Annotated in this window: 16 protein-coding genes, 2 tRNA genes and 3 rRNA genes; 6 read left to right on the top strand and 15 right to left on the bottom strand. The window is 62.9% G+C overall.

Features of this window, described 5'->3' with window-relative positions; genetic code table 11:
• The first annotated feature begins 31 nt into the window (after positions 1–31).
• Positions 32–568, top strand: coding sequence for a chorismate lyase (locus PSPA7_RS29260; protein WP_012077956.1), 537 nt, complete (start codon positions 32–34; stop codon positions 566–568).
• Between the two features lie 26 nt (positions 569–594).
• Positions 595–1,485 (top strand): 4-hydroxybenzoate octaprenyltransferase, encoded by an 891-nt coding sequence (gene ubiA / locus PSPA7_RS29265; protein ID WP_012077957.1) that lies wholly within the window; start codon positions 595–597, stop codon positions 1,483–1,485.
• A 23-nt stretch (positions 1,486–1,508) separates the two neighbouring features.
• Here ubiA and PSPA7_RS29270 read toward each other — a convergent pair whose 3' ends face one another.
• On the bottom strand, positions 1,509–1,892 hold the full coding sequence (locus PSPA7_RS29270; protein ID WP_003096652.1) for a COG4315 family predicted lipoprotein: 384 nt from the start codon (positions 1,890–1,892) through the stop codon (positions 1,509–1,511).
• 175 nt (positions 1,893–2,067) lie between these two features.
• Between PSPA7_RS29270 and phoB the strand changes: the two genes are divergently transcribed.
• The 3 genes from phoB (at position 2,068) to PSPA7_RS29285 (ending at position 5,607) form a co-directional block, all read left to right on the top strand.
• Positions 2,068–2,757 (top strand): phosphate regulon transcriptional regulator PhoB, encoded by a 690-nt coding sequence (gene phoB / locus PSPA7_RS29275; protein WP_003096653.1) that lies wholly within the window; start codon positions 2,068–2,070, stop codon positions 2,755–2,757.
• Positions 2,758–2,832: 75 nt separating this feature from the next.
• Positions 2,833–4,164, top strand: coding sequence for a phosphate regulon sensor histidine kinase PhoR (gene phoR, locus PSPA7_RS29280; RefSeq protein WP_041025438.1), 1,332 nt, complete (start codon positions 2,833–2,835; stop codon positions 4,162–4,164).
• A 102-nt stretch (positions 4,165–4,266) separates the two neighbouring features.
• A complete protein-coding gene (locus tag PSPA7_RS29285) occupies positions 4,267–5,607 on the top strand; it encodes a hemolysin family protein (RefSeq protein WP_012077961.1) in 1,341 nt (446 codons plus the stop codon).
• A 33-nt stretch (positions 5,608–5,640) separates the two neighbouring features.
• Here PSPA7_RS29285 and PSPA7_RS29290 read toward each other — a convergent pair whose 3' ends face one another.
• The 13 genes from PSPA7_RS29290 to PSPA7_RS29350 form a co-directional block, all read right to left on the bottom strand.
• Positions 5,641–6,540 (bottom strand): peptidoglycan DD-metalloendopeptidase family protein, encoded by a 900-nt coding sequence (locus tag PSPA7_RS29290; RefSeq protein ID WP_012077962.1) that lies wholly within the window; start codon positions 6,538–6,540, stop codon positions 5,641–5,643.
• Positions 6,541–6,655: 115 nt separating this feature from the next.
• Positions 6,656–7,558 (bottom strand): response regulator, encoded by a 903-nt coding sequence (locus PSPA7_RS29295; protein WP_012077963.1) that lies wholly within the window; start codon positions 7,556–7,558, stop codon positions 6,656–6,658.
• Positions 7,559–7,675: 117 nt separating this feature from the next.
• A complete protein-coding gene (gene phoU, locus PSPA7_RS29300; protein WP_003156748.1) occupies positions 7,676–8,404 on the bottom strand; it encodes a phosphate signaling complex protein PhoU in 729 nt (242 codons plus the stop codon).
• 94 nt (positions 8,405–8,498) lie between these two features.
• Entirely contained in the window at positions 8,499–9,332 is an 834-nt protein-coding gene (gene pstB, locus PSPA7_RS29305) for a phosphate ABC transporter ATP-binding protein PstB (RefSeq protein WP_012077964.1), read from the bottom strand.
• Between the two features lie 15 nt (positions 9,333–9,347).
• Complete coding sequence (pstA, locus tag PSPA7_RS29310) at positions 9,348–11,024, bottom strand: phosphate ABC transporter permease PstA (protein WP_012077965.1); 1,677 nt, start codon at positions 11,022–11,024, stop codon at positions 9,348–9,350.
• A 19-nt stretch (positions 11,025–11,043) separates the two neighbouring features.
• Positions 11,044–13,077, bottom strand: a complete 2,034-nt coding sequence (locus PSPA7_RS29315) for an ABC transporter permease subunit (protein WP_079262259.1) — start codon at positions 13,075–13,077, stop codon at positions 11,044–11,046.
• A 419-nt stretch (positions 13,078–13,496) separates the two neighbouring features.
• Positions 13,497–14,468, bottom strand: a complete 972-nt coding sequence (gene pstS / locus PSPA7_RS29320; RefSeq protein WP_012077967.1) for a phosphate ABC transporter substrate-binding protein PstS — start codon at positions 14,466–14,468, stop codon at positions 13,497–13,499.
• A gap of 404 nt (positions 14,469–14,872) precedes the next feature.
• Positions 14,873–14,988, bottom strand: a 5S ribosomal RNA gene (gene rrf, locus PSPA7_RS29325).
• A gap of 143 nt (positions 14,989–15,131) precedes the next feature.
• Positions 15,132–18,022, bottom strand: a 23S ribosomal RNA gene (locus PSPA7_RS29330).
• Between the two features lie 224 nt (positions 18,023–18,246).
• A tRNA-Ala gene (locus PSPA7_RS29335) sits at positions 18,247–18,322 on the bottom strand.
• 28 nt (positions 18,323–18,350) lie between these two features.
• Positions 18,351–18,427: transfer RNA gene (locus PSPA7_RS29340), tRNA-Ile, on the bottom strand.
• Positions 18,428–18,491: 64 nt separating this feature from the next.
• Positions 18,492–20,027: ribosomal RNA gene (locus tag PSPA7_RS29345) — 16S ribosomal RNA — on the bottom strand.
• The 16S, 23S and 5S rRNA genes sit together here with 2 tRNA genes alongside, the layout of an rRNA operon.
• A gap of 550 nt (positions 20,028–20,577) precedes the next feature.
• Positions 20,578–21,894 (bottom strand): MFS transporter, encoded by a 1,317-nt coding sequence (locus PSPA7_RS29350; protein WP_003149666.1) that lies wholly within the window; start codon positions 21,892–21,894, stop codon positions 20,578–20,580.
• A 287-nt stretch (positions 21,895–22,181) separates the two neighbouring features.
• Here PSPA7_RS29350 and PSPA7_RS29355 point away from each other — a divergent pair, with 287 nt between their 5' ends.
• The gene (locus PSPA7_RS29355) at positions 22,182–22,586 is read left to right on the top strand and encodes an acyl-CoA thioesterase (RefSeq protein ID WP_003096677.1); all 405 of its coding nucleotides are present in this window, start codon (positions 22,182–22,184) and stop codon (positions 22,584–22,586) included.
• A gap of 45 nt (positions 22,587–22,631) precedes the next feature.
• On the opposite strand, the gene betA is transcribed toward PSPA7_RS29355, so the two are convergent.
• A complete protein-coding gene (gene betA / locus PSPA7_RS29360) occupies positions 22,632–24,317 on the bottom strand; it encodes a choline dehydrogenase (protein ID WP_012077968.1) in 1,686 nt (561 codons plus the stop codon).
• Between the last annotated feature and the right edge of the window lie 81 nt (positions 24,318–24,398).

The raw sequence follows: 24,398 nt of genomic DNA on the forward strand, positions 1-24,398 counted from the left end.
CCGCCTTCTGCCGCCGTCTCGTAGTCCCGTCATGCCCAGCAACGCGCCCTGGCTCCGCGCCGACCAACTGTCCAGCGTTTCCCCCGCCGTCCTCGACTGGCTGTTCGACGAGGGCTCGCTGACCCGGCGCCTGACCGCTCTGGCCGACGGCGCGTTCCGCGTCGAGCCCCTGCTCGAAGGCTGGCAACTCCTGCGCGACGACGAGTGCCAGGGACTGGGCGTCGAGCCCGGCAGCACCGGCTGGGTACGCGAGGTCTACCTGCACGGCCACGACCGGCCCTGGGTGTTCGCCCGCAGCGTGGCGGCGCGCAGCGCGCTGGAAGGCTCGGGCTTCGACCTGGCGCTGCTCGGCACCCGCTCGCTGGGCGAGTTGCTGTTCAGCGACAGCGCCTTCGAGCGCGGCGCCATCGAGGTCTGCCGCTATCCGGCGGCCGGCCTGCCCGCCGAGGTCCGTGACGAAGGCCTGTGGGGCCGTCGTTCACGCTTCGCCCGCGGGGCGCTCGGGGTACTGGTGGCGGAAGTGTTCCTGCCGCGCCTGTGGGGCCAGGCGGGAATCGACGACGTATAATCCTCCGGTCGACTCCGGAGGTTCCCATGTTCGTCACCCTGATCAAGCCGCTGGCCCGCCTGCACCCCCGCGCCTGGGACTTCGTCCAACTGGTGCGCCTGGACCGGCCGATCGGCATCTACCTGCTGCTCTGGCCGACCCTGTGGTCGCTGTGGATCGCCGCCGGCGGCGTGCCGGAACTGAAGAACCTGCTGATCTTCGTCCTCGGCGTCACCCTGATGCGCGCCGCCGGCTGCGTGATCAACGATTTCGCCGACCGCGATTTCGACGGCCACGTCGCACGCACCAAGGCGCGCCCGCTGGCCACCGGCAAGATCAGCGTGCGCGAGGCCTGGATCACCTTCACCATCCTGGTCGCGCTGAGCTTCGGCCTGGTCCTGCTGACCAACGCGCCGACCATCTGGCTGTCGTTCGGCGCGGTGGCGGTGGCCTCGCTCTACCCCTTCATGAAGCGCTACACCTATTACCCGCAGGTGGTACTGGGCGCCGCCTACTCCTGGGGCATCCTGATGGCCTTCACCGCCGAGCGCGGCGAACTGCCGGCCAGCGCCTGGCTGCTGTTCCTGGCCAACGTGTTGTGGACGGTGGCCTACGACTCCTACTACGCGATGACCGACCGCGAGGACGACCTGAAGATCGGCATCAAGTCCACCGCGATCCTCTTCGGCGACGCCGACCGCCTGATCATCGGCAGCCTGCAGGGCCTGACCCTGCTCCTGCTGGCGCTGGCCGGCAACCGCTTCGAGCTGGGCGCCTGCTTCTACCTCGGCCTGGTCGTGGCGGCGGCCTGCTTCGCCTGGGAAGCCTGGTCGACCCGCGACCGCGACCCGCAGGCCTGCTTCCGCGCCTTCCTGCACAACCACTGGGCGGGGCTGGCGATCTTCCTCGGCACGGTCGCCGACTACGCGCTGCGTTGAGCGGCGCGCAGGCCGGCGACCGTCTAGTCCATGTCCGGCTGGGCGACGTGCCAGGCGCCCATCTTGCCGTCGCCGTTCTTGTCGCCAGGCTTCTTGTCCTGGATGAAGGTATAAAGGGGCTTGCCGTAGTAGGCCCACTGCTGGGTGCCGTCCTCGCGGGCGACCAGGCTCCAGTCGCCGCTGGCCTGCGCGCCTTGGGCCGCCGCCAGCGGCGGCCAGTTCTTCGCGCACTGCCCGGAACAGGCGGATTGGCCTTCGCTGTCCTTGTCGTAGGTATAGAGCGTCATGCCCTTGCCATCGACCAGCACGCCGTCCTTCTCGGTGGCCGGCGCCACCGTTTCCTGGGCCAGCGCGGCGAACGCCGGCAGGGCAAGCGCCAGACCCAGCGCCAGGTGGATTCTGTTCATCGCGTCTCTCCTGTAGCTTCAGGTGGAGCCTCAGCCGCCCGCGAGAGGCGGCAGCGGGACCTGTTGAGCATAGTCCGGCTGCGGGCGGTCGGCGGAAACTACGCCGTTGTGTCACATACCTGACACAATTTCGTTATCTAATGCGGCGCAAGACAGATCGACCCGAGGCAAGACCATGGTTGGCAAGACAATCCTCATCGTTGATGACGAAGCACCGATTCGCGAGATGATCGCCGTGGCCCTGGAGATGGCCGGCTACGAGTGTCTGGAAGCGGAAAACACCCAGCAGGCGCACGCGGTGATCGTCGACCGCAAGCCGGACCTGATCCTGCTCGACTGGATGCTCCCCGGCACCTCCGGCATCGAGCTGGCGCGGCGCCTGAAGCGCGACGAGCTGACCGTCGACATCCCGATCATCATGCTCACCGCCAAGGGCGAGGAAGACAACAAGATCCAGGGCCTGGAGGTCGGCGCCGACGACTACATCACCAAGCCGTTCTCGCCGCGCGAGCTGGTCGCCCGCCTGAAGGCCGTGCTGCGCCGCACCGGCCCGGGCGACAGCGAGGCGCCGATCGAGGTCGGCGGGCTGTTGCTGGACCCGATCAGCCACCGCGTGACCATCGACGGCAAGCCGGCCGAGATGGGCCCCACCGAGTACCGCCTGCTGCAGTTCTTCATGACTCACCAGGAACGCGCCTATACCCGCGGCCAACTGCTCGACCAGGTCTGGGGCGGCAACGTCTACGTCGAGGAGCGCACCGTAGACGTGCATATCCGTCGCCTGCGCAAGGCGCTGGGCGAGGTCTACGAAAATCTGGTTCAGACTGTCCGCGGGACCGGCTATCGTTTCTCCACCAAGAGCTGACCCCGCTCCCGGCCGCCGCCCCGCGGCCGGAGCCGTTACCCCTGGTCGGTCCGTGACGGACCGCCGCTGGACAGGATGCAATCCGTCGTGAACCAAGACTGGCGTGGAGCGCTGATCCGCCACCTGCTTCTCGTGCTGGCCGCCAGCCTCGTGCTCGGCGTGGCCAGCGGCCATTACGGCTGGGCCCTGGCCCTCGGCCTGGGCCTCTACCTCGGCTGGACCCTCTGGCAACTGCTGCGCCTGCACCAGTGGCTGCGCAACCACCAGCCCGACGAGCCGCCACCGGACAGCTACGGGCTGTGGGGCGAAGTCTTCGACAACATCTACCACCTGCAACGTCGCAACCAGCGCGCCCGCGGGCGCCTGCAGGCGGTGATCGACCGCATCCAGGAATCCACCGCGGCCCTGCGCGACGCGGTGATCATGCTCGACAGCGACGGCAACCTGGAATGGTGGAACCTCGCCGCGGAAAACCTGCTCGGCCTGAAGACCCCGCAGGACGGCGGCCAGCCGGTGAGCAACCTGATCCGCCATCCGCGCTTCAAGGAATACTTCGACCAGGAGGACTACCGCGAGCCGCTGGAAATCCCCTCGCCGATCAACGAACGCCTGCGCCTGCAGTTCCACATCACCCTCTACGGCAACCGCGAGCACCTGATGCTGGTCCGCGACGTCACCCGGGTCCACCAACTGGAGCAGATGCGCAAGGACTTCGTCGCCAACGTTTCCCACGAGCTGCGCACGCCGCTGACGGTGATCGCCGGCTACCTGGAGACCCTCCTGGACAACGTCGAGGACGTCAACCCGCGCTGGCTGCGCGCCCTGCAGCAGATGCAGCAGCAGGCCGGGCGCATGCAGAACCTGCTCAACGACCTGCTCCTGCTGGCCAAGCTGGAAGCCACCGACTACCCCGGCGACAACAAGCCGGTGGCGGTGGATGCCCTCCTCGCCAGCATCCGCAACGACGCCCAGGCCCTCTCCGCCGGGCGCAACCACCGCATCAGCCTCGATGCCGCGCCCGCGGTGCAGCTCAAGGGCAGCGAGGCGGAGCTGCGCAGCGCTTTCTCCAACCTGGTGTTCAACGCGGTGAAGTACACCCCCGACGAGGGCGAGATCCGCATCCGCTGGTGGGCCGACGAACAGGGCGCGCACCTGTCGGTGCAGGACACCGGTATCGGCGTCGACCCCAAGCACCTGCCACGCCTGACCGAACGCTTCTACCGGGTCGATTCCAGCCGCGCCTCGAACACCGGTGGCACCGGTCTCGGCCTGGCCATCGTCAAGCATGTGCTGATCCGCCACCGCGCGCGCCTGGAAATCAGCAGCGTGCCCGGCAAGGGCAGCACCTTCACCTGCCATTTCGCTCCGGCGCAGGTCGCCGAACGCGAGCGCAGGGCTCTGGAGTGACCGCATTCCGCGCCGCCACGGGCGGACGCGGGCGCGGCCAAGACTTGCAAGCGACGGCACAGCCCCTCATTCTTAAGGGCCTTTTGGCTACCGCACACCCTCATGGACCCTTCTCCTAGTACCAGCATCGCCACCTATTTCGCCGATGCCGGCCTGATCCTCTTCGCGCTTTTCCTCGTCCTGCTCAACGGCTTCTTCGTCGCCGCCGAGTTCGCCATGGTCAAGCTCCGCGCCACCCGCGTGGAAACCATCGCCAAGCAGCACGGCTGGCGCGGCGCCATCCTGCGCAAGGTACACAACCAGCTGGACGCCTACCTGTCCGCCTGCCAGCTGGGCATCACCCTGGCCTCCCTGGGCTTGGGCTGGGTCGGCGAGCCGGCCTTCGCCGAACTCCTCGAGCCGCTGCTGGCGATGCTCGGCGTGCATTCCGAGGAGCTGATCCGCGGGATCTCCTTCTTCACCGCGTTCTTCATCATTTCCTACCTGCACATCGTGGTCGGCGAGCTGGCGCCCAAGTCCTGGGCGATCCGCAAGCCGGAGCTGCTGTCGCTGTGGACGGCGGTGCCGCTGTACCTCTTCTACTGGCTGATGTATCCGGCGATCTGGCTGCTCAACGCCAGCGCCAACGCCATCCTCAAGATCGCCGGCCAGGGCGAGCCCGGCCCGCACCACGAGCACCACTACAGCCGCGACGAGCTGAAGCTGATCCTCCACTCCAGCCGCGCGCAGGATCCCAGCGACCAGGGCATGCGCGTGCTGGCCTCGGCGGTGGAGCTGGGCGAGCTGGAGGTGGTCGACTGGGCCAACTCCCGCGAGGACCTGGTCTACCTCGAGCATGACGCGCCGCTGGCGGACATCCTCGCGGTGATCCGTCGCCACAAGTACAGCCGCTACCCGGTCTGGGACAGCCACAAGGGCGAGTTCATCGGCCTGCTGCACATCAAGGACCTGCTGCTGGCGCTGTCCGCGCTGGACAGCCTGCCGGAGACCTTCGACCTCGACGAACTGGTGCGCCCGCTGGAGATCGTCACCAAGCACACCCCGCTGTCGCGCCTGCTGGAGCAGTTCCGCAAGGGCGGCGCGCACTTCGCCGTGGTGGAAGAGGCCGACCACAAGGTGGTCGGCTTCCTGACCATGGAGGACGTGCTGGAGGTGCTGGTCGGCGACATCCAGGACGAACACCGCAAGACCGAGCGCGGCATCCTCGCCTATCAGCCGGGCAAGCTGCTGGTGCGCGGGGATACGCCGCTGTTCAAGCTCGAACGCCTGCTCGGCATCGACCTCGACCACGTCGAGGCGGACACCCTCGCCGGGCTGGTCTACGACACCCTGAAGCGGGTCCCGGAGGAAGAGGAAGTCCTCGACACCGAAGGCCTGCGGATCATCGTGAAGAAGATGCGCGGTCCGAAGATCGTCCTGGCCAAGGTGGTCAAGCTCGGCTGAAACGAGCCGGCGCTGCCACGGCGCCGGCGTTTCTCACGGCTCGCGGACGATGGCGAAGTTCGGCAGGCTGTCGACCGGCTGGGCGAAGTCGTAGGGAATCGATTCCAGCGCCAGGCCGACGTTGCGCTGGATCACGAAGTGCAGGTGCGGCCCGCTGCTGTTGCCGGTGTTGCCGGAGCGCGCCAGCGGCGTGCCGACCTGGACCCGCTGGCCCTCGGCGACCAGCACCGAATGGCGCATCAGGTGCAGGTAGACGCCCATGGTGCCGTCGTCGTGGAGGATGCGCACGAAGTTGCCCGAGGGATTGTTGCCGCGTCCGCTCTGGTTGTTCTCGATCTTCACCACGGTGCCGCCGCGGGCGGCGATGATCGGCGTGCCCTCGGGCATGGCGATGTCCATCGCGTAGCGGCCCTTGGGGGTGAAGTGGCTGTACTTGCCATTGGCGCCCTGGGACAGGCGGAACGGCCCGCCGCGCCAGGGCAGCGGATAGCGGTAGAGCAACGGCTGCTGGCGCGGGTCGCCGAGCGCGTAGCGCAGCTTCGGCGTGTAGCTCATCGGCTTGCCGGCCTTGCGCGGCGCCAGGGTCGCCAGGCGCACCTGGCTGCGCGCCGGGACCACCCAGCGGATCGGCCCGTCGGGCACCCCGACGGCATTGCGCGGGTTGCGGATGCGCAGCTCGACTTCGACCGGCGCGTAGAGATCGTTGCGCACCTGCAGGGTCTCGCCGCCGGCGTGCTTCTTCGTCTCCAGCTTCACTTCCCGTTCCAGGCGCTCGACCATCCGGTCGCGGAAGACGAACACCTGCGCTCCGGCCACGGCGCGATCGGAGTAGGTCACCACGCCGTTGGCGTCGGTGTACTTGTAGATGGTCAGGGCCGCGGCGGGAGCCGCCGCGGCGAACAGGCCACAGAGGAGAAGAAGGCGCCCTAGCATGACTGCACGGATCGTGTCGTTCTGGTTATCCCGAATCGGCAAGACTAGCAGCGCTTCATTGCCGGAGCGAGACGCCAGCGAGCGGGCTGTGAACGGATCGTCGGGAAAATGCCGTTCAGGCGCCGGGAACGTAGTGCTTCTGGGAGCTTCCGCGAGCGATCAGGCGCGACAGGTAGTCGAGCTTCTGCGGGTCGCGATCGACGAAACGCAGGGTCAGCAGCAGCCAGTCGCTGTCCGGTTTCGGCTCCAGCGCGGCGATGGCGTGCAGGTAACCGTTGAGACGCGCCACGTCGCTGTTCTCCTCGAGGTCCAGCACCGCGCTTTCCAGCACCTGCGGCAGCGGGTCGGCACGCTTCACCACCAGTTGCGCTTCCTTCAGGCTGACCGCCTTGATCACGCAGGGCATGCTGCTCTGTGGCAGGCGCAACTGCGCCTGGCCCAGCGGATTGCCGCTGGCGGCGGGACGCGCGCTGGCCGCGGGAGCGGCGGCCGGCTTCGGCATGGCGGGCGGCTTCGCCGGTGACGCGGCGGGCCTGATGACCTCCGCGCGACCGCCGGTCAGCGCCGCCAGCGAATCGTTGGCCATGCCGCTGGCGATCTCCCGGCGCGGCGCATGGGCGGCCAGGGCTTCCAGCTTGCCGCTGCGGCTGAGGGCCTTCCTGATCTTGGCCACCAGCTGGTCGTTGGAGAATGGCTTGCCGATGTAGTCGGAGACCCCGGCCTGGATCGCCTGGACCACGTTTTCCTTGTCGCCGCGGCTGGTGACCATGATGAACGGGGTGGTCTTGAGGTTTTCCTGGGCGCGGCACCAGGTCAGCAGTTCGAGGCCGGACATCTCCGGCATCTCCCAGTCGCAAAGGATCAGGTCGACGGCCTGCCGACTGAGCAGTTGCTGGGCCTTGCGGCCGTTCACCGCCTCTTCGATATGGAGGCCGGGGAAATTGTCGCGCAGCCCTTTCTTCATCAGATCTCGGATGAAGGGGGCGTCATCCACCACTAGCGCGCTGACTTTGCTCATCGACTTCTCCTGGACAGGTTCGCCTAGGATAGCCTTCCCTGCTGGCAGGATGCCAAGCCTTGCTGCGGTGGCGCGAAGAAACAAGGCTCCAGATCAAGGAGCCTTGCCGATGGAGGGTCATTCGCCGCGGTTGTTCTCGACCTCTTCCTTCATCCGGGTCAGGCCGATGTGGCGGACGTCGGTGCCACGCACCAGGTAGATCACCAGCTCGGCGATGTTGCGCGCATGGTCGCCGATGCGCTCCAGCGAGCGCAGGGCCCAGATGACGTTGAGCACGCGGGAGATCGCCCGCGGGTCCTCCATCATGTAGGTGACCAGCTCGCGCAGGGCGGTCTTGTACTCGCGGTCGACGGTCTTGTCGTACTGCGCCACGGACAGCGCCAGGTCGGCGTCGAAGCGGGCGAAGGCGTCCAGCGCCTCCTGGACCATCCTCTGCACCTGGGTGCCGATGTGGCGCACCTCGACGTAGCCACGCGGCGACTCGCCTTCCTCGCACAGCTGGATGGCGCGGCGGGCGATCTTGGAAGCCTCGTCGCCGATGCGCTCGAGGTCGATCACCGACTTCGAGATGCTGATGATCAGGCGCAGGTCGGAAGCCGCCGGCTGGCGGCGGGCGAGGATACGCACGCACTCCTCGTCGATGTTGCGCTCCATCTGGTTGATCTGGTCGTCGATCTCGCGGACCTGCTGGGCGAGGCCGGAATCGGCGTCGATCAGCGCGTTGACCGCGTCGTTGACCTGCTTCTCCACCAGCCCGCCCATGGCCAGGAGGTGGCTGCGCACGTCCTCCAGCTCGGCGTTGAACTGCTGGGAGATGTGATGGGTGAGACTGTCTTTGTTGATCATGTGGGGAATCCTTCTGGAACCGCTGCGACCGGTGGCATCTACTGGCTACGGAAAGGGCCGGAGGCCGCGGACTCGCCGCGCCTCCGGGGAATCGCTAGCCGTAGCGGCCGGTGATGTAGTCTTCGGTCTGCTTCTTCGCCGGGTTGGTGAACAGCGTATCGGTGTCGCCGAACTCGATCAGCTTGCCCATGTACATGAACGCCGTGTAGTCGGAAACCCGCGCGGCCTGCTGCATGTTGTGGGTGACGATGACGATGGTGAACTTCGACTTCAGCTCGTAGATCAGTTCCTCGATCTTCAGCGTGGAGATCGGGTCCAGCGCCGAGCAGGGTTCGTCGAGCAGCAATACCTCCGGCTCCACCGCGATGGTCCGGGCGATCACCAGGCGCTGTTGCTGGCCGCCGGAGAGGCCGAGGGCCGACTCGTGCAGGCGGTCCTTCACCTCCTCCCACAGGGCGGCGCCTTTCAGAGCCCATTCGACGGCCTCGTCGAGCACGCGCTTCTTGTTGATGCCCTGGATACGCAGGCCGTAGACCACGTTCTCATAGATGCTCTTGGGGAACGGGTTGGGCTTCTGGAACACCATGCCGACGCGGCGGCGCAGCTCGGCGACATCGACGCCCTTGGCGAAGATGTTGTGGCCATCGAGGCGGATCTCGCCTTCGACGCGGCAGCCGTCCACCAGGTCGTTCATCCGGTTGAAGCAGCGCAGCAGGGTCGACTTGCCGCAACCGGACGGGCCGATGAAAGCGGTCACGCGCTGCTTCGGTATGTTCATCCGGACATCGAACAGGGCCTGCTTGGCGCCGTAGAACAGGTTCAGCCCGGGCACTTCCAGTTCGACGCTTTCGGAAGCCAGGTCGAGGCTCTGGCGGTCGCGTCCGAGTGCATCGAAGTTGATGCCGTGGCTGGCGGTCTCGTGTTGCATGGGAAGCTCCCTCAATCAGTTTTCCAGGGCCTTGTACTTCTCGCGCAGGCGATTGCGGATCGCGATGGCGGAGAAGTTCAGCAGGGCGATCACCACGACCAGCAGCAACGCCGTAGCGTATACCAGCGGCCGTGCGGCCTCGACGTTGGGGCTCTGGAAACCGACGTCGTAGATATGGAAACCGAGGTGCATGATCTTCTGGTCGAGATGCACGTACGGATAGTTACCGTCGACCGGCAGCGACGGCGCCAGTTTCACCACGCCGACCAGCATCAGCGGCGCCACTTCGCCGGCGGCGCGGGCCACGGCGAGGATCAGGCCGGTCATCATCGCCGGGCTGGCCATCGGCAGGACGATCTTCCACAGCGTCTCGGCCTTGGTCGCGCCGAGCGCTAGGGAACCTTCGCGGACTGCGCGGGGAATCCGCGCCAGGCCTTCCTCGGTGGCGACGATCACCACCGGCACGGCGAGGATCGCCAGGGTCAGCGAGGCCCAGAACAGCCCGGGGGTGCCGAAGGTCGGCGCGGGCAGCGCCTCGGGGAAGAACAGACGGTCGATGGAGCCGCCCAGCACGTAGACGAAGAAGCCCAGGCCGAACACGCCATAGACGATCGCCGGGACGCCGGCGAGGTTGTTCACGGCGATGCGGATCACCCGGGTCAGCGGCCCCTGCTTGGCGTATTCGCGCAGGTAGACCGCGGCGATCACGCCGAACGGGGTGACGATCAGGGCCATCACCAGGGTCATCATCACGGTGCCGAAGATCGCCGGGAAGATACCGCCCTCGGTGTTCGCCTCGCGCGGGTCGTCGCTGAGGAACTCCCAGAGCTTCTTGAAGTAGAAGACGAACTTGGTGCCGAAGCTCATGGCGTTGGGCTGGTAGGCGTGGACCAGCTTGCCGAGGGTGATCTCGCTCTCGCGGCCGCTGGCATCGCGCATCATCACGCTGTCGCGATTGAACTCCTGGTGCAGGCCGTTGAGCTGTTCCTCCAGCACCTTGTAGCGCGCCTGCAACTCGCTGCGCCCGGCGGCCAGGTCGGCCTGGGCGGCGGCGTCCAGCTTGCCGTCCAGCTGAAGCTTGCGCTCCTCCAGGCGCAGGCGCTCGAGGCCATGGTTGATGGCACCGATATCGCCTTTCTCCAGCTTGTAGAGCTTGGCGTACAGGTCATCCACGCGCTGCATGCGCTTCTGCAGTTCGGCTACCGCGGCGTCGCCTTCGGCGACCACCTGGCCGTTCTCCTTGACGCTCAGCAGGTAGCCGTAGAAGTTGCCCCACTCGCGGCGTTCGAGAACCATCAGCGCTTCGGGGCGCTTGATGTCCTGCAGCCACTCGCCGACCACCCAGGAGAAATCGCTGCCGTAGAGCTCGCGGTTGCCCAGCTTGAGCAGTTCGCGGGTCATGAACTCGGGGCCGGCCTCCGGCACCGGCATGCCGGCGCTGCGCAGCCGCGCACGCGGCACTTCCTCGGCCTGGACCACTTCGCCGATCACGGTCTTGGCGGCTTCGCCGGGGATCTGGTAGGTCGCCTCGATGACGTTCGCCGGCCAGAAGTGACCGAGGCCGCGCACCGCGATCACCGCCAGCAGGCCGATGGTCATGATCACCGCGATGGCCACCGCGCCGGCGTTCAGCCACACCCAGGGCGAGCCGCTGCCGAACCAGGCTTTGACGGTTTCCTGTTTCTGTTTCACAGAGCTATACCTCCGCCGCTTACAACGACGCGTATTTCTTGCGCAGACGCTGACGGATCAGCTCTGCCAGGGTGTTCATCACGAAGGTGAACGTCAGCAGTACCAGCGCCGAGAGGAACAGCACGCGGTAGTGGCTGCCGCCGACCTCCGACTCGGGCATTTCCACCGCGACGTTGGCCGCCAGGGTGCGCATGCCTTCGAAGATGTTCAGTTCCATCACCGGGGTATTGCCGGTCGCCATCAGCACGATCATGGTCTCGCCGACGGCGCGCCCCATGCCGATCATCAGCGCCGAGAAGATGCCCGGGCTGGCGGTCAGGATCACCACGCGGGTCAGCGTCTGCCAGGGCGTGGCGCCGAGTGCCAGGGAGCCATAGGTGAGGCTGCGCGGCACGCTGAAGATGGCATCCTCGGCGATCGAGAAGATGTTCGGGATCACCGCGAAGCCCATCGCCAGGCCGACGATCAGGGCGTTGCGCTGGTCGTAGGTAATGCCCAGGTCGTGGCTCAGCCACAGGCGCATGTCCCCGCCGAAGAAGGTGGTCTCCAGATGCGGGCTCAGCCACAGGGCGAAGGCGCCGACGGCGATGACCACCGGGATCAGCAGCGCGGCTTCCCAGCCGGCCGGCAGGCTCAGGCGGATACGCTCGGGCAGGCGGCTCCAGAGCAGGCCGGCGAGGAGGATGCCCAGCGGCGTCAGCAACAGCAGGCTGAACACGCCCGGCAGATGGCCTTCGACATAGGGCGCCAGGAACAGGCCGGCGAAGAAGCCGAGGATCACCGTCGGCAGCGCTTCCATCAGCTCGATCACCGGCTTGACCTTGCGGCGCATCGCCGGGGCCATGAAATAGGCGGTGTAGACAGCGGCGGCGATGGCCAGCGGAGCGGCCAGGATCATCGCGTAGAAGGCCGCCTTGAGGGTGCCGAAGGTCAGCGGCGAGAGGCTCAGCTTGGGTTCGAAGTCGGTGGTCGCGGCGGTGGACTGCCAGACATAGGCCGGCTTGTCGTAGCTCTCGTACCAGACCTTGCCCCACAGTGCGCTCCAGGAGATTTCCGGGTGCGGGTTGTCCAGGGTGAAGCGGTGGAGCTTGCCGCCCTGTTCCAGCAGCAGGCGGTTGGCCCTTGGCGACAGGCTGATCACGCCGGAGGAGTCGGCCACCGGCTGGACCAGCAGGGTACGGTGCGCGGTGCTGTGGAAGACGCCGAGGTTGCCCTTCTCGTCCAGCGCGATGAAGCCCTTGCGCCGCTGCTCCGGAGCGATCGCGCTGATCGGCGCGCCGTCCAGCTTGAAGTCGCGGACATGCGACAGGCGCGGCTCGCCGTCGGTATCGCGGGCCATGAACCACTGGGCGATGCCGCCCTTGGAGTCGCCCACCAGCAGCGAGATGCCGCCGAGCAGCTGGGTGCTCGCGGTCACGGCGGCGCCGGGATCTTCCAGCAGCTTGTAGCGGCCGTTCAACTGGCGGCTGTGCAGGTCGAACACGTCGGCGGTGGCGCGTCCGTTGATCACGTACAGCCACTGCTTGCGCGGATCGAGGTAGATGGCCTTGACCGGCTCGGCGATCTGCGGGAGTTCGATGCGCTCCTGGTCGAGGGTGCTCTCGCCGGTCAGCATGTTCTCCTCGCGGGTCATGCTCAGCAACAGCAGTTGCCTGTCGACGGAACCGGCCAGCAGCAGGCTGTCGTCGCCGGCATTGATGCTCACGTGATCAAGCGGACGGGCCTGGGGATCCAGGCTGATCGGGGTTTCGCCATAGGGGAAGGCGATCTCCGGGGTGATGGTCTTCTTGTTGTCCGGGTAGGTGACCTTGTAGGTGTGCTGGAACACCAGCACCTGGCCGTTGGACAGGCCCAGGGCGACCGTCGGGCTGCCCGGCTGGTCCTGGGCGATCGAACGGATTTCGCTGCCCGCCGGCAGCGGCAGCGCGACGCGCTTCAGCTCGACGCCGGTCTTGGCGTTGAAGAAAAGGATCTCGCCCTGGCTGCCGACACGCATGGCCACCTGGTTCTGCTCTTCGATGCTGAGCAACAGGGGCGCCTGGGCCTGCTGCATCCAGGCCGGGGTCAGTGCTTCACGGGTCTCCAGGTCGGCGCCGCGGAAGAGCGGAAGCACGACGTAGGCCAGGTAGAAGAAGATCAGGGTGATAGCCGCCAGCACGGCGAGGCCGCCGACCAGCACGTACCAGCGGGTCAGGCGGTCCTTGAGGGCACGGAGGCGGCGCTTGCGTTGCAGGGCTGGCGTATTGAAGTCAATCCGCTCGGGAGCAAGGGAGGAATTCATCGGGGAGTTGGCCATGTCGTTCATGGGGTGACACCCTAAAGGCTCTGTATGACAGACAGATGACAGCAACATGACGCAACAAAGCCCGCCAGCAGAGCCTCGCTGGCGGGAAAGGCCGGCGGGTCGTGGCGCCCCCCGGCAGAGCCTTCATGTCTGGACGGCCACACGGGCCGCCCTTTCAAGTCACCGGATTACAGGCCCAGTTCCTTGATCGCCTTCTCGGCCACCTTGGCCGGCAGCGGGATATAGCCATCCTTGACCACGACCTGCTGGCCGGTCTTGGACAGGACCAGCTTGAGGAATTGAGCCTCCAGCGGATCCAGCGGCTTGTTCGGCGCCTTGTTCACGTAGACGTAGAGGAAGCGCGACAGCGGGTAGGTGCCGTTCAGGGCGTTCTGCTCGTTGTCCTCGACGAAGGCGGCGCCTTCCTTCTTGGCCAGGGCGACGGTCTTCACGCTGGCGGTCTTGTAGCCGATACCGGAGTAGCCGATGCCGTTCAGCGACTGGCTGACCGACTGCACCACGGAAGCCGAACCCGGCTGCTCGTTGACGTTCGGACGGAAGTCACCTTTGCACAGGGCTTCTTCCTTGAAGTAGCCATAGGTGCCGGAAACCGAGTTACGACCGAACAGCTGCACCGGCTTCTTCGCCCAGTCGCCGGTCAGGCCCAGGTCGCCCCAGGTCTTCACGTCCTGCTTGCTGCCGCACAGGCGGGTCGCGGAGAAGATCGCATCGACCTGCTGCATGGTCAGGCCTTTGATCGGGTTGTCCTTGTGCACGAAAATCGCCAGGGCATCGACGGCGACCGGGACGGCGGTCGGCTTGTAGCCGTACTTCTGCTCGAAGGCCTGCAACTCGACGTCCTTCATCTTGCGGCTCATCGGGCCCAGGTTGGAGGTGCCTTCGGTCAGGGCCGGCGGCGCGGTGGAGGAACCGGCAGCCTGGATCTGGATGTTCACGTTCGGATAGAGGCGCTTGTACTCCTCGGCCCACATGGTCATCAGGTTGGCCAGAGTGTCGGAGCCGACGCTCGACAGGTTGCCCGACACACCGCTGGCTTTCTGATATTCCGGCAGCGCCGGGTCGATCGCGGCTACCGCGGAAGCGGCGCCTACGCCTGCGGCGACGAACGTCAGGGCCGCCATCAAACGCTTGAGTTTCATGCCTTGCTCCTTGGACAGGATGGGGTTGGATGGAACGGGGGCCAGTATCGTCAGGCCGCATGAAGACTCTATGAAAGGAATATGACAGTTGGATGAAATGCCATCAGCTTTCCGAGATTTTTACGCAAGCCTTGGGAGAAGCCCCACCTCACTCCTGAAAGCCAGGAAAAACAGGGGTTGCAGCCTTTCAGGTAGGGGCCGGGGAGGCTCTCTGGGCGTGTTTTCGCTTCGTCTGGGGGGGAGATAGCCGTCCATCCGTTTCATGCAGGATGGGTAGATTCCAGGGCAATTGTGACAGCCGCCGCCGGCATCCACGGTCGAGAAAAGAAACGAGAAAGCGCGCTTTTTTCCGCGCGCCAAAGCAAAACCCCCGGCCATTGCTGGCCAGGGGTTTTGGGATAGGAGCTTGACGATGACCTACTCTCACATGGGGAGACCCCACACTACCATCGGCGATGCGTCGTTTCACTTCTGAGTTCGGGAAGGGATCAGGTGGTTCCAACGCTCTATGATCGTCAAGCAATTCGGTTGGATATCCGTTTGCTTGTGCTTACGTCTATCCGGATTCAGGTATGTGATTTCAAGGTGTTTGCGGTTCATGCGAACTTTCGGTTCGTCGACTTCACCCTACAACACACAATCGTCAGATTGTTTGGGTGTTATATGGTCAAGCCTCACGGGCAATTAGTACTGGTTAGCTCAACGCCTCACAACGCTTACACACCCAGCCTATCAACGTCGTAGTCTTCGACGGCCCTTCAGGGGAATCAAGTTCCCAGTGAGATCTCATCTTGAGGCAAGTTTCCCGCTTAGATGCTTTCAGCGGTTATCTTTTCCGAACATAGCTACCCGGCAATGCCACTGGCGTGACAACCGGAACACCAGAGGTTCGTCCACTCCGGTCCTCTCGTACTAGGAGCAGCCCCTCTCAAATCTCAAACGTCCACGGCAGATAGGGACCGAACTGTCTCACGACGTTCTAAACCCAGCTCGCGTACCACTTTAAATGGCGAACAGCCATACCCTTGGGACCGGCTTCAGCCCCAGGATGTGATGAGCCGACATCGAGGTGCCAAACACCGCCGTCGATATGAACTCTTGGGCGGTATCAGCCTGTTATCCCCGGAGTACCTTTTATCCGTTGAGCGATGGCCCTTCCATACAGAACCACCGGATCACTAAGACCTACTTTCGTACCTGCTCGACGTGTCTGTCTCGCAGTCAAGCGCGCTTTTGCCTTTATACTCTGCGACCGATTTCCGACCGGTCTGAGCGCACCTTCGTACTCCTCCGTTACTCTTTAGGAGGAGACCGCCCCAGTCAAACTGCCCACCATACACTGTCCTCGATCCGGATCACGGACCAGAGTTAGAACCTCAAGCATGCCAGGGTGGTATTTCAAGGATGGCTCCACGCGAACTGGCGTCCACGCTTCAAAGCCTCCCACCTATCCTACACAAGCAGGCTCAAAGTCCAGTGCAAAGCTACAGTAAAGGTTCACGGGGTCTTTCCGTCTAGCCGCGGATACACTGCATCTTCACAGCGATTTCAATTTCACTGAGTCTCGGGTGGAGACAGCGCCGCCATCGTTACGCCATTCGTGCAGGTCGGAACTTACCCGACAAGGAATTTCGCTACCTTAGGACCGTTATAGTTACGGCCGCCGTTTACCGGGGCTTCGATCAAGAGCTTCGCTTGCGCTAACCCCATCAATTAACCTTCCGGCACCGGGCAGGCGTCACACCCTATACGTCCACTTTCGTGTTTGCAGAGTGCTGTGTTTTTAATAAACAGTCGCAGCGGCCTGGTATCTTCGACCAGCCAGAGCTTACGGAGTAAATCCTTCACCCTAGCCGGCGCACCTTCTCCCGAAGTTACGGTGCCATTTTGCCTAGTTCCTTCACCCGAGTTCTCTCAAGCGCCTTGGTATTCTCTACCCGACCACCTGTGTCGGTTTGGGGTACGGTTCCTGGTTACCTGAAGCTTAGAAGCTTTTCTTGGAAGCATGGCATCAACCACTTCGTCATCTAAAAGACGACTCGTCATCAGCTCTCGGCCTTGAAACCCCGGATTTACCTAAGATTTCAGCCTACCACCTTAAACTTGGACAACCAACGCCAAGCTGGCCTAGCCTTCTCCGTCCCTCCATCGCAGTAACCAGAAGTACAGGAATATTAACCTGTTTCCCATCGACTACGCTTTTCAGCCTCGCCTTAGGAACCGACTAACCCTGCGTCGATTAACGTTGCGCAGGAACCCTTGGTCTTTCGGCGTGGGTGTTTTTCACACCCATTGTCGTTACTCATGTCAGCATTCGCACTTCTGATACCTCCAGCAAGCTTCTCAACTCACCTTCACAGGCTTACAGAACGCTCCTCTACCGCGTCACTTACGTGACACCCGCAGCTTCGGTGTGTGGTTTGAGCCCCGTTACATCTTCCGCGCAGGCCGACTCGACTAGTGAGCTATTACGCTTTCTTTAAAGGATGGCTGCTTCTAAGCCAACCTCCTAGCTGTCTAAGCCTTCCCACATCGTTTACCACTTAACCACAACTTTGGGACCTTAGCTGGCGGTCTGGGTTGTTTCCCTTTTCACGACGGACGTTAGCACCCGCCGTGTGTCTCCCATGCTCGGCACTTCTGGGTATTCGGAGTTTGCATCGGTTTGGTAAGTCGGGATGACCCCCTAGCCGAAACAGTGCTCTACCCCCCAGAGTGATACATGAGGCGCTACCTAAATAGCTTTCGAGGAGAACCAGCTATCTCCGAGCTTGATTAGCCTTTCACTCCGATCCACAAGTCATCCCCTACCTTTTCAACGGGAGTGGGTTCGGTCCTCCAGTCAGTGTTACCTAACCTTCAACCTGCTCATGGATAGATCGCCCGGTTTCGGGTCTATACCCAGCGACTAAACGCCCTATTAAGACTCGCTTTCGCTACGCCTACCCTATTCGGTTAAGCTCGCCACTGAATATAAGTCGCTGACCCATTATACAAAAGGTACGCAGTCACCTAACAAGTAGGCTCCCACTGCTTGTACGCATACGGTTTCAGGTTCTATTTCACTCCCCTCTCCGGGGTTCTTTTCGCCTTTCCCTCACGGTACTGGTTCACTATCGGTCAGTCAGTAGTATTTAGCCTTGGAGGATGGTCCCCCCATGTTCAGACAAAGTTTCTCGTGCTCCGTCCTACTCGATTTCACTTCAAAGATCCTTTCGCGTACGGGGCTATCACCCACTATGGCCGCACTTTCCAGAGCGTTCCGCTAAAATCAATGAAGCTTAAGGGCTAATCCCCGTTCGCTCGCCACTACTAAGGGAATCTCGGTTGATTTCTTTTCCTCAGGGTACTTAGATGTTTCAGTTCCCCTGGTTCGCCTCTTGCACCTATGGATTCAGTACAAGATACCTAGGTTATCCTAGGTGGGTTCCCCCATTCAGAGATCTCCGGATCAAAGTCTGTTTGCCGACTCCCCGAAGCTTATCGCAGGCTACCACGTCTTTCATCGCCTCTGACTGCCAAGGCATCCACCGTATGCGCTTCTTCACTTGACCATATAACCCCAAGCAATCTGGTTATACTGTGAAGACGACATTCGCCGAAAATTCGCGCTTGAACTCGCAAATTTTACCTTGACTTGAATGATCACCAGTGAAAGAGATCATTCAGTCTTACTTCTATCACATACCCGAATTTTTAAAGAACAGTTCTGGTGCAAAGACCAGAAATCAATGTTCATTCACGAACATTCATTTCTGAGCTTTCGACGATTGTTAGATGGTGGAGCCAAGGAGGATCGAACTCCTGACCTCCTGCGTGCAAAGCAGGCGCTCTCCCAGCTGAGCTATGGCCCCGTATCGGATCACGCAGCACACCAACAATTGGTGGGTCTGGGCAGATTCGAACTGCCGACCTCACCCTTATCAGGGGTGCGCTCTAACCAACTGAGCTACAGACCCAATCGTCTAACCAGTGAATCAAGCAATTCGTGTGGGAGCTTATGAAGAAGCTGGGATCTTCGATTAAGGAGGTGATCCAGCCGCAGGTTCCCCTACGGCTACCTTGTTACGACTTCACCCCAGTCATGAATCACTCCGTGGTAACCGTCCCCCTTGCGGTTAGACTAGCTACTTCTGGAGCAACCCACTCCCATGGTGTGACGGGCGGTGTGTACAAGGCCCGGGAACGTATTCACCGTGACATTCTGATTCACGATTACTAGCGATTCCGACTTCACGCAGTCGAGTTGCAGACTGCGATCCGGACTACGATCGGTTTTATGGGATTAGCTCCACCTCGCGGCTTGGCAACCCTTTGTACCGACCATTGTAGCACGTGTGTAGCCCTGGCCGTAAGGGCCATGATGACTTGACGTCATCCCCACCTTCCTCCGGTTTGTCACCGGCAGTCTCCTTAGAGTGCCCACCCGAGGTGCTGGTAACTAAGGACAAGGGTTGCGCTCGTTACGGGACTTAACCCAACATCTCACGACACGAGCTGACGACAGCCATGCAGCACCTGTGTCTGAGTTCCCGAAGGCACCAATCCATCTCTGGAAAGTTCTCAGCATGTCAAGGCCAGGTAAGGTTCTTCGCGTTGCTTCGAATTAAACCACATGCTCCACCGCTTGTGCGGGCCCCCGTCAATTCATTTGAGTTTTAACCTTGCGGCCGTACTCCCCAGGCGGTCGACTTATCGCGTTAGCTGCGCCACTAAGATCTCAAGGATCCCAACGGCTAGTCGACATCGTTTACGGCATGGACTACCAGGGTATCTAATCCTGTTTGCTCCCCACGCTTTCGCACCTCAGTGTCAGTATCAGCCCAGGTGGTCGCCTTCGCCACTGGTGTTCCTTCCTATATCTACGCATTTCACCGCTACACAGGAAATTCCACCACCCTCTACCGTACTCTAGCTCAGTAGTTTTGGATGCAGTTCCCAGGTTGAGCCCGGGGATTTCACATCCAACTTGCTGAACCACCTACGCGCGCTTTACGCCCAGTAATTCCGATTAACGCTTGCACCCTTCGTATTACCGCGGCTGCTGGCACGAAGTTAGCCGGTGCTTATTCTGTTGGTAACGTCAAAACAGCAAGGTATTAACTTACTGCCCTTCCTCCCAACTTAAAGTGCTTTACAATCCGAAGACCTTCTTCACACACGCGGCATGGCTGGATCAGGCTTTCGCCCATTGTCCAATATTCCCCACTGCTGCCTCCCGTAGGAGTCTGGACCGTGTCTCAGTTCCAGTGTGACTGATCATCCTCTCAGACCAGTTACGGATCGTCGCCTTGGTAGGCCTTTACCCCACCAACTAGCTAATCCGACCTAGGCTCATCTGATAGCGTGAGGTCCGAAGATCCCCCACTTTCTCCCTCAGGACGTATGCGGTATTAGCGCCCGTTTCCGGACGTTATCCCCCACTACCAGGCAGATTCCTAGGCATTACTCACCCGTCCGCCGCTGAATCCAGGAGCAAGCTCCCTTCATCCGCTCGACTTGCATGTGTTAGGCCTGCCGCCAGCGTTCAATCTGAGCCATGATCAAACTCTTCAGTTCAATACTGCTTGGGTTTTGAGAAAACCCTAAACTTGGCTCAGCAATCGCAATTAACTCTTGTGAATTCACAGAGTTACTTGTGTTGCTGATAATCTTGCGATCACCAGTCTTACATCACAAGCACCCACACGAATTGCTTGATTCGACTTGTTAAAGAGCAGTTGGTCAAGGCTTTCGTCTCAACCGAGGCCGCGCATTCTACAGCAACCTCTCGTTCCGTCAAGCGTTATTTTCGAAAATTTTCTTTTCTACTCAACCGCTTGCGCCGACCTTCAAACCATCTTCCGATCAGCGGGAGGCGCATTCTACAGCGTTCAAACTCGCTGTCAAGCACCTCGGCGAAGCTTCGTTCCGAATCCCTTCCGGGACCGAACCGCTGCGGCGAACAACCTGCCGGAGCGCTTCACCACCCCTGGGAGAGAATCCGTAAACCCTTGATTTTCAAGTATTTACTCTTCGTCGCTGCCGGGAGTGGTGCGCATTATAGGGACATAAAAACTGCCGTCAACGATTATTTCCAAAATAATTCAAATAATTGGAAAAGCCGCTTTCAGCCCAGCGAAACCGCCTCGCCAGCCGGCTTTTTCTGCGCCAGCAGATAGAGCCCCACGAGGAAGCCGACCAGGCACAGGGTCACCACATAATAAGCCGGCCCCATCGGGCTCTGCTTGAGCAGCAGGGCAACGGCCATCGGTGTCAGCCCGCCGAAGATGGCGTAGGCCAGATTGTAGGAAAAGGACAGGCCGGAGAAACGCACCACCGGCGGAAACGCGTTGACCATGACGTAGGGTACGGCGCCGACGATGCCGACGAAGAAGCCGGTCAGTGCATATAGAGGAAAGAGCCAGTCCGGGTGCGCCTTCAGGTTGCCATAGAAACTCCAGGACACCAGCGCCAGCAGCACGCTGCCGGTGACGAAGGTCAGCCCGGCACCGAAGCGGTCGGCCATGCGCCCGGCGACGATGCAGCCGACGGTCAGGCAGACGATCGCCAGGCTGTTGGCCTTCAGCGCCGTGGCGGCGTCGAAGCCGTACACGCTCTGGAGCACGGTGGGGGTCATCAGGATGACCACCACGATCGCCGCCGATAGCACCCAGGTCAACAGCATCGACACCAGCACCGCTCCCCGATGGTCGCGGACCACCGCCTTCAACGGCACCTCCTCGGCCAGCGCCTTGCGCTGCTGCAGTTCGGCGAATACCGGCGTCTCGTGCAGCCAGCGGCGCAGATAGACCGAGAACAGGCCGAACACCCCGCCGAGCAGGAAGGGTATCCGCCAGGCGTAGCCCTGTACTTCTTCGGCGCTATAGAGGCTGTTGATCGCGGTGGCCACCAGCGAGCCCAGCAGGATGCCCGCGGTCAGCCCCGACGTCAGGGTCCCGCAGGCGTAGCCGACATGCCGCGCCGGTACATGCTCGGCGACGAACACCCAGGCGCCCGGCACCTCGCCACCGATGGCGGCACCCTGGACCACCCGCAGCAGGAGCAGCGCCAGCGGCGCCCAGATGCCGATCTGCGCGTAGGTCGGCAACAACCCCATGATCAGGGTCGGCACCGCCATCATGAAGATGCTCAGGGTGAACATGCGCTTGCGCCCGAGCAGGTCGCCGAAGTGGGCCATGATCACGCCGCCCAGCGGCCGCGCCAGGTAGCCGGCAGCGAACAGGCCGAAGGTTTGCAACTGACGCAACCATTCCGGCATGTCCGCCGGGAAGAACAGCTTGCCGACCACGGTGGCGAAGAACACGAAGATGATGAAGTCGTAGAACTCCAGCGCTCCGCCCAGGGCGGAGAGGGACAGGGTCTTGTAGTCGCTGCGGGTCAATGGACGCTGGGCCGGCGCCTCGGGAGCATTCGCGGATGGCATGTCGGGATTGTTCTCTTTATTCGTTCAGCAAGCATGAGCGGGGTTCGACCGGCAGGCGTGTCGACCTGCGACCCGGGGACGCAGGAGCGAAACCATAGCAAATCGAAGAATGTCCACACAGCCGGTCGAAGAGAGAACCGGGCGGTCGTCGGCCGCCCTACTCCTCTATATAATGCCCGGGCGCCTCTGAAAGCTGTCCCAAGACCTTGCACCGGCAGGCGTTTTGGGAGAGTTTTCCCCTAAACCGCGCTTGAACAAGAAATCCGGGGGGCACGAGGCCCTTACCTATGATCGAGCTTGAACAAGAAGACCCCATTCCCCAGGGAGACCTGGCCTTGCAGATTACCGCGCTGCCGCGCGAAACCAACGGTTTCGGCGATATCTACGGCGGTTGGCTGGTATCCCAGATGGACCTGGCGGGAACCGCCATGGCCAGCAAGATCGCCGGCGGCCGTATCGCCACCGTCGCCATCGACCGCATGGCCTTCATGGTGCCGGTCGCGGTCGGTGCCCAGCTTTCCTTCTATACCCAGACCCTGGAAGTCGGTCGCAGCTCGATCCGCATGCTGGTCGAGGTGTGGAGCGACGACCCGCTGTCCAGCGAATGGCGCAAGGTCACCGAGGCGGTGTTCGTGTTCGTCGCCATCGATGGCAGCGGGCGCACCCGCCCGGTCCCGCCACGCCGGGGCTAGAAGCAGGAACGCCGGCTATCGCCGGCGTTCCTGTTTGCGCATCCCTCAGGCCCGCACGGGCTTGCCGCGGACCGGTGCGTCCCCGGCCACGTAATACTTCGCCGTGCTGCGCGGCAGTGGTTGGCGACCGCGGATCCGGTCGGCGATCTTCTCGGCCATCATGATGGTGGTGGCGTTGAGGTTGCCGGTGATGATCAGCGGCATGATCGACGCATCCACCACTCGCAGCCCTTCCATGCCATGGACCCGTCCCTGGCCATCGACCACCGCCATGTCGTCGCTGCCCATCTTGCACGAGCAGGATGGGTGGAAAGCGGTCTCCGCATGGTTGCGGATGAACTCGTCGAGTTCGGCGTCCGACTGCACGTTCACGCCCGGGCTCAATTCGCGGCCACGATAGGGATCCAGCGCCGGCTGGTTCATGATCTCGCGGGTCAGCCGAATGCCGTCGCGGAACTCCTGCCAGTCCTGCTCGTGGGACATGTAGTTGAACAGGATGCTCGGATGCTGGCGCGGGTCCCTGGACTTCAGGTGGATGCGCCCGCGGCTCGGCGAGCGCATCGAGCCCATGTGCGCCTGGAAGCCATGCTCCTGCACGCCCTTGCTGCCGTTGTAGTTGATCGCCACCGGGAGGAAATGGAATTGGATGTTCGGCCATTCGAACGCCTCGCGGGTACGGATGAAGCCGCCGGCCTCGAACTGGTTGCTGGCGCCGAGACCCTTGCCGAGGAACAGCCACTGGGCGCCGATGGCCGGCTGGTTCCACCATTTGGTCGCCGGGTAGATCGACACCGGCTGCTTGCAGGCGTATTGCAGGTAGAGTTCCAGGTGATCCTGCAGGTTGGCGCCAACGCCAGGCAGGTCATGCACCACCGGGATGTCCAGGTCGCGCAGCAGGGCCGCCGGGCCGACGCCGGAGCGTTGCAGCAATTGCGGCGAGGCGATCGCGCCGCTGCATACCAGCACTTCGCGACGGGCGTGGGCGGTGACCGGATTGTCGCCGTTGCCGACCAGGTAGGAGACGCCAATGGCGCGCTTGCCGCTGAACAGGATGCGGTCGCTCAGCGCGTGGGTGACGATGGTCAGGTTGGGCCGGCCGCGGGCCTGGTCCAGGTAGCCGCGCCCGGTGGCAGCGCGACGGCCCTCCGGGGTCACGGTGCGGTCCATGGGCCCGAAGCCTTCCTGCTGGTAGCCGTTGAGGTCTTCGGTTCGCGGATAGCCGGCCTGCACGCCGGCCTCGACCATCGCATGGAACAGCGGGTTGTTGCCGGCCTTCGGCGTGGTCACGCTGACCGGGCCGTCGCCGCCATGGTAGTCGTTGGGACCGATGTCGCGGGTTTCCGCCTTGCGGAAGTACGGCAGGCAGTCGAGGTAGCTCCAGTCCTCCAGGCCCGGCTCCTTGGCCCAGCCGTCGAAGTCCAGGGCATTGCCGCGGATGTAGCACATGCCGTTGATCAGCGAGGAGCCGCCCAGGCCCTTGCCGCGGCCGCACTCCATGCGACGGTTGTTCATGTAGGGCTCGGGGTCGGTCTCGTAGGCCCAGTTGTAGCGCCGCCCCTGCAGCGGGAAGGCCAGGGCCGCCGGCATCTGGGTGCGGAAATCGAAGCGGTAGTCGGGACCGCCGGCCTCGAGCAGCAGGACGCTGACGTCAGCGTCTTCGGTGAGGCGGGTAGCGAGTACGTTACCGGCGGAGCCGGCTCCGATGATGATGTAGTCGAATTCCTGGGACATGCAGGCCTTCCTCTTTTCTCGGCATGACACCGGCCGCGACGCTGGCGCGCCGGTGTCTGGAAGTTCGGAATGGCCGGTGTC

The organism is Pseudomonas paraeruginosa PA7 (assembly GCF_000017205.1).
Lineage (GTDB): Bacteria > Pseudomonadota > Gammaproteobacteria > Pseudomonadales > Pseudomonadaceae > Pseudomonas > Pseudomonas paraeruginosa.

What these genes read in the sequence shown, in the direction of transcription:
- PSPA7_RS29290 (WP_012077962.1), bottom strand. Translation starts at nt 6,540, where the DNA reads ATGCTAGGGCGCCTTCTTCTCCTCTGTGGCCTGTTCGCCGCGGCGGCT.
- ubiA (WP_012077957.1), top strand. Translation starts at nt 595, where the DNA reads ATGTTCGTCACCCTGATCAAGCCGCTGGCCCGCCTGCACCCCCGCGCC.
- PSPA7_RS29315 (WP_079262259.1), bottom strand. Translation starts at nt 13,077, where the DNA reads ATGCAGCAGGCCCAGGCGCCCCTGTTGCTCAGCATCGAAGAGCAGAAC.
- pstB (WP_012077964.1), bottom strand. Translation starts at nt 9,332, where the DNA reads ATGCAACACGAGACCGCCAGCCACGGCATCAACTTCGATGCACTCGGA.
- phoB (WP_003096653.1), top strand. Translation starts at nt 2,068, where the DNA reads ATGGTTGGCAAGACAATCCTCATCGTTGATGACGAAGCACCGATTCGC.
- PSPA7_RS29285 (WP_012077961.1), top strand. Translation starts at nt 4,267, where the DNA reads ATGGACCCTTCTCCTAGTACCAGCATCGCCACCTATTTCGCCGATGCC.
- PSPA7_RS29350 (WP_003149666.1), bottom strand. Translation starts at nt 21,894, where the DNA reads ATGCCATCCGCGAATGCTCCCGAGGCGCCGGCCCAGCGTCCATTGACC.
- betA (WP_012077968.1), bottom strand. Translation starts at nt 24,317, where the DNA reads ATGTCCCAGGAATTCGACTACATCATCATCGGAGCCGGCTCCGCCGGT.
- phoR (WP_041025438.1), top strand. Translation starts at nt 2,833, where the DNA reads ATGCAATCCGTCGTGAACCAAGACTGGCGTGGAGCGCTGATCCGCCAC.
- PSPA7_RS29260 (WP_012077956.1), top strand. Translation starts at nt 32, where the DNA reads ATGCCCAGCAACGCGCCCTGGCTCCGCGCCGACCAACTGTCCAGCGTT.
- pstS (WP_012077967.1), bottom strand. Translation starts at nt 14,468, where the DNA reads ATGAAACTCAAGCGTTTGATGGCGGCCCTGACGTTCGTCGCCGCAGGC.
- PSPA7_RS29355 (WP_003096677.1), top strand. Translation starts at nt 22,182, where the DNA reads ATGATCGAGCTTGAACAAGAAGACCCCATTCCCCAGGGAGACCTGGCC.
- phoU (WP_003156748.1), bottom strand. Translation starts at nt 8,404, where the DNA reads ATGATCAACAAAGACAGTCTCACCCATCACATCTCCCAGCAGTTCAAC.
- PSPA7_RS29270 (WP_003096652.1), bottom strand. Translation starts at nt 1,892, where the DNA reads ATGAACAGAATCCACCTGGCGCTGGGTCTGGCGCTTGCCCTGCCGGCG.
- PSPA7_RS29295 (WP_012077963.1), bottom strand. Translation starts at nt 7,558, where the DNA reads ATGAGCAAAGTCAGCGCGCTAGTGGTGGATGACGCCCCCTTCATCCGA.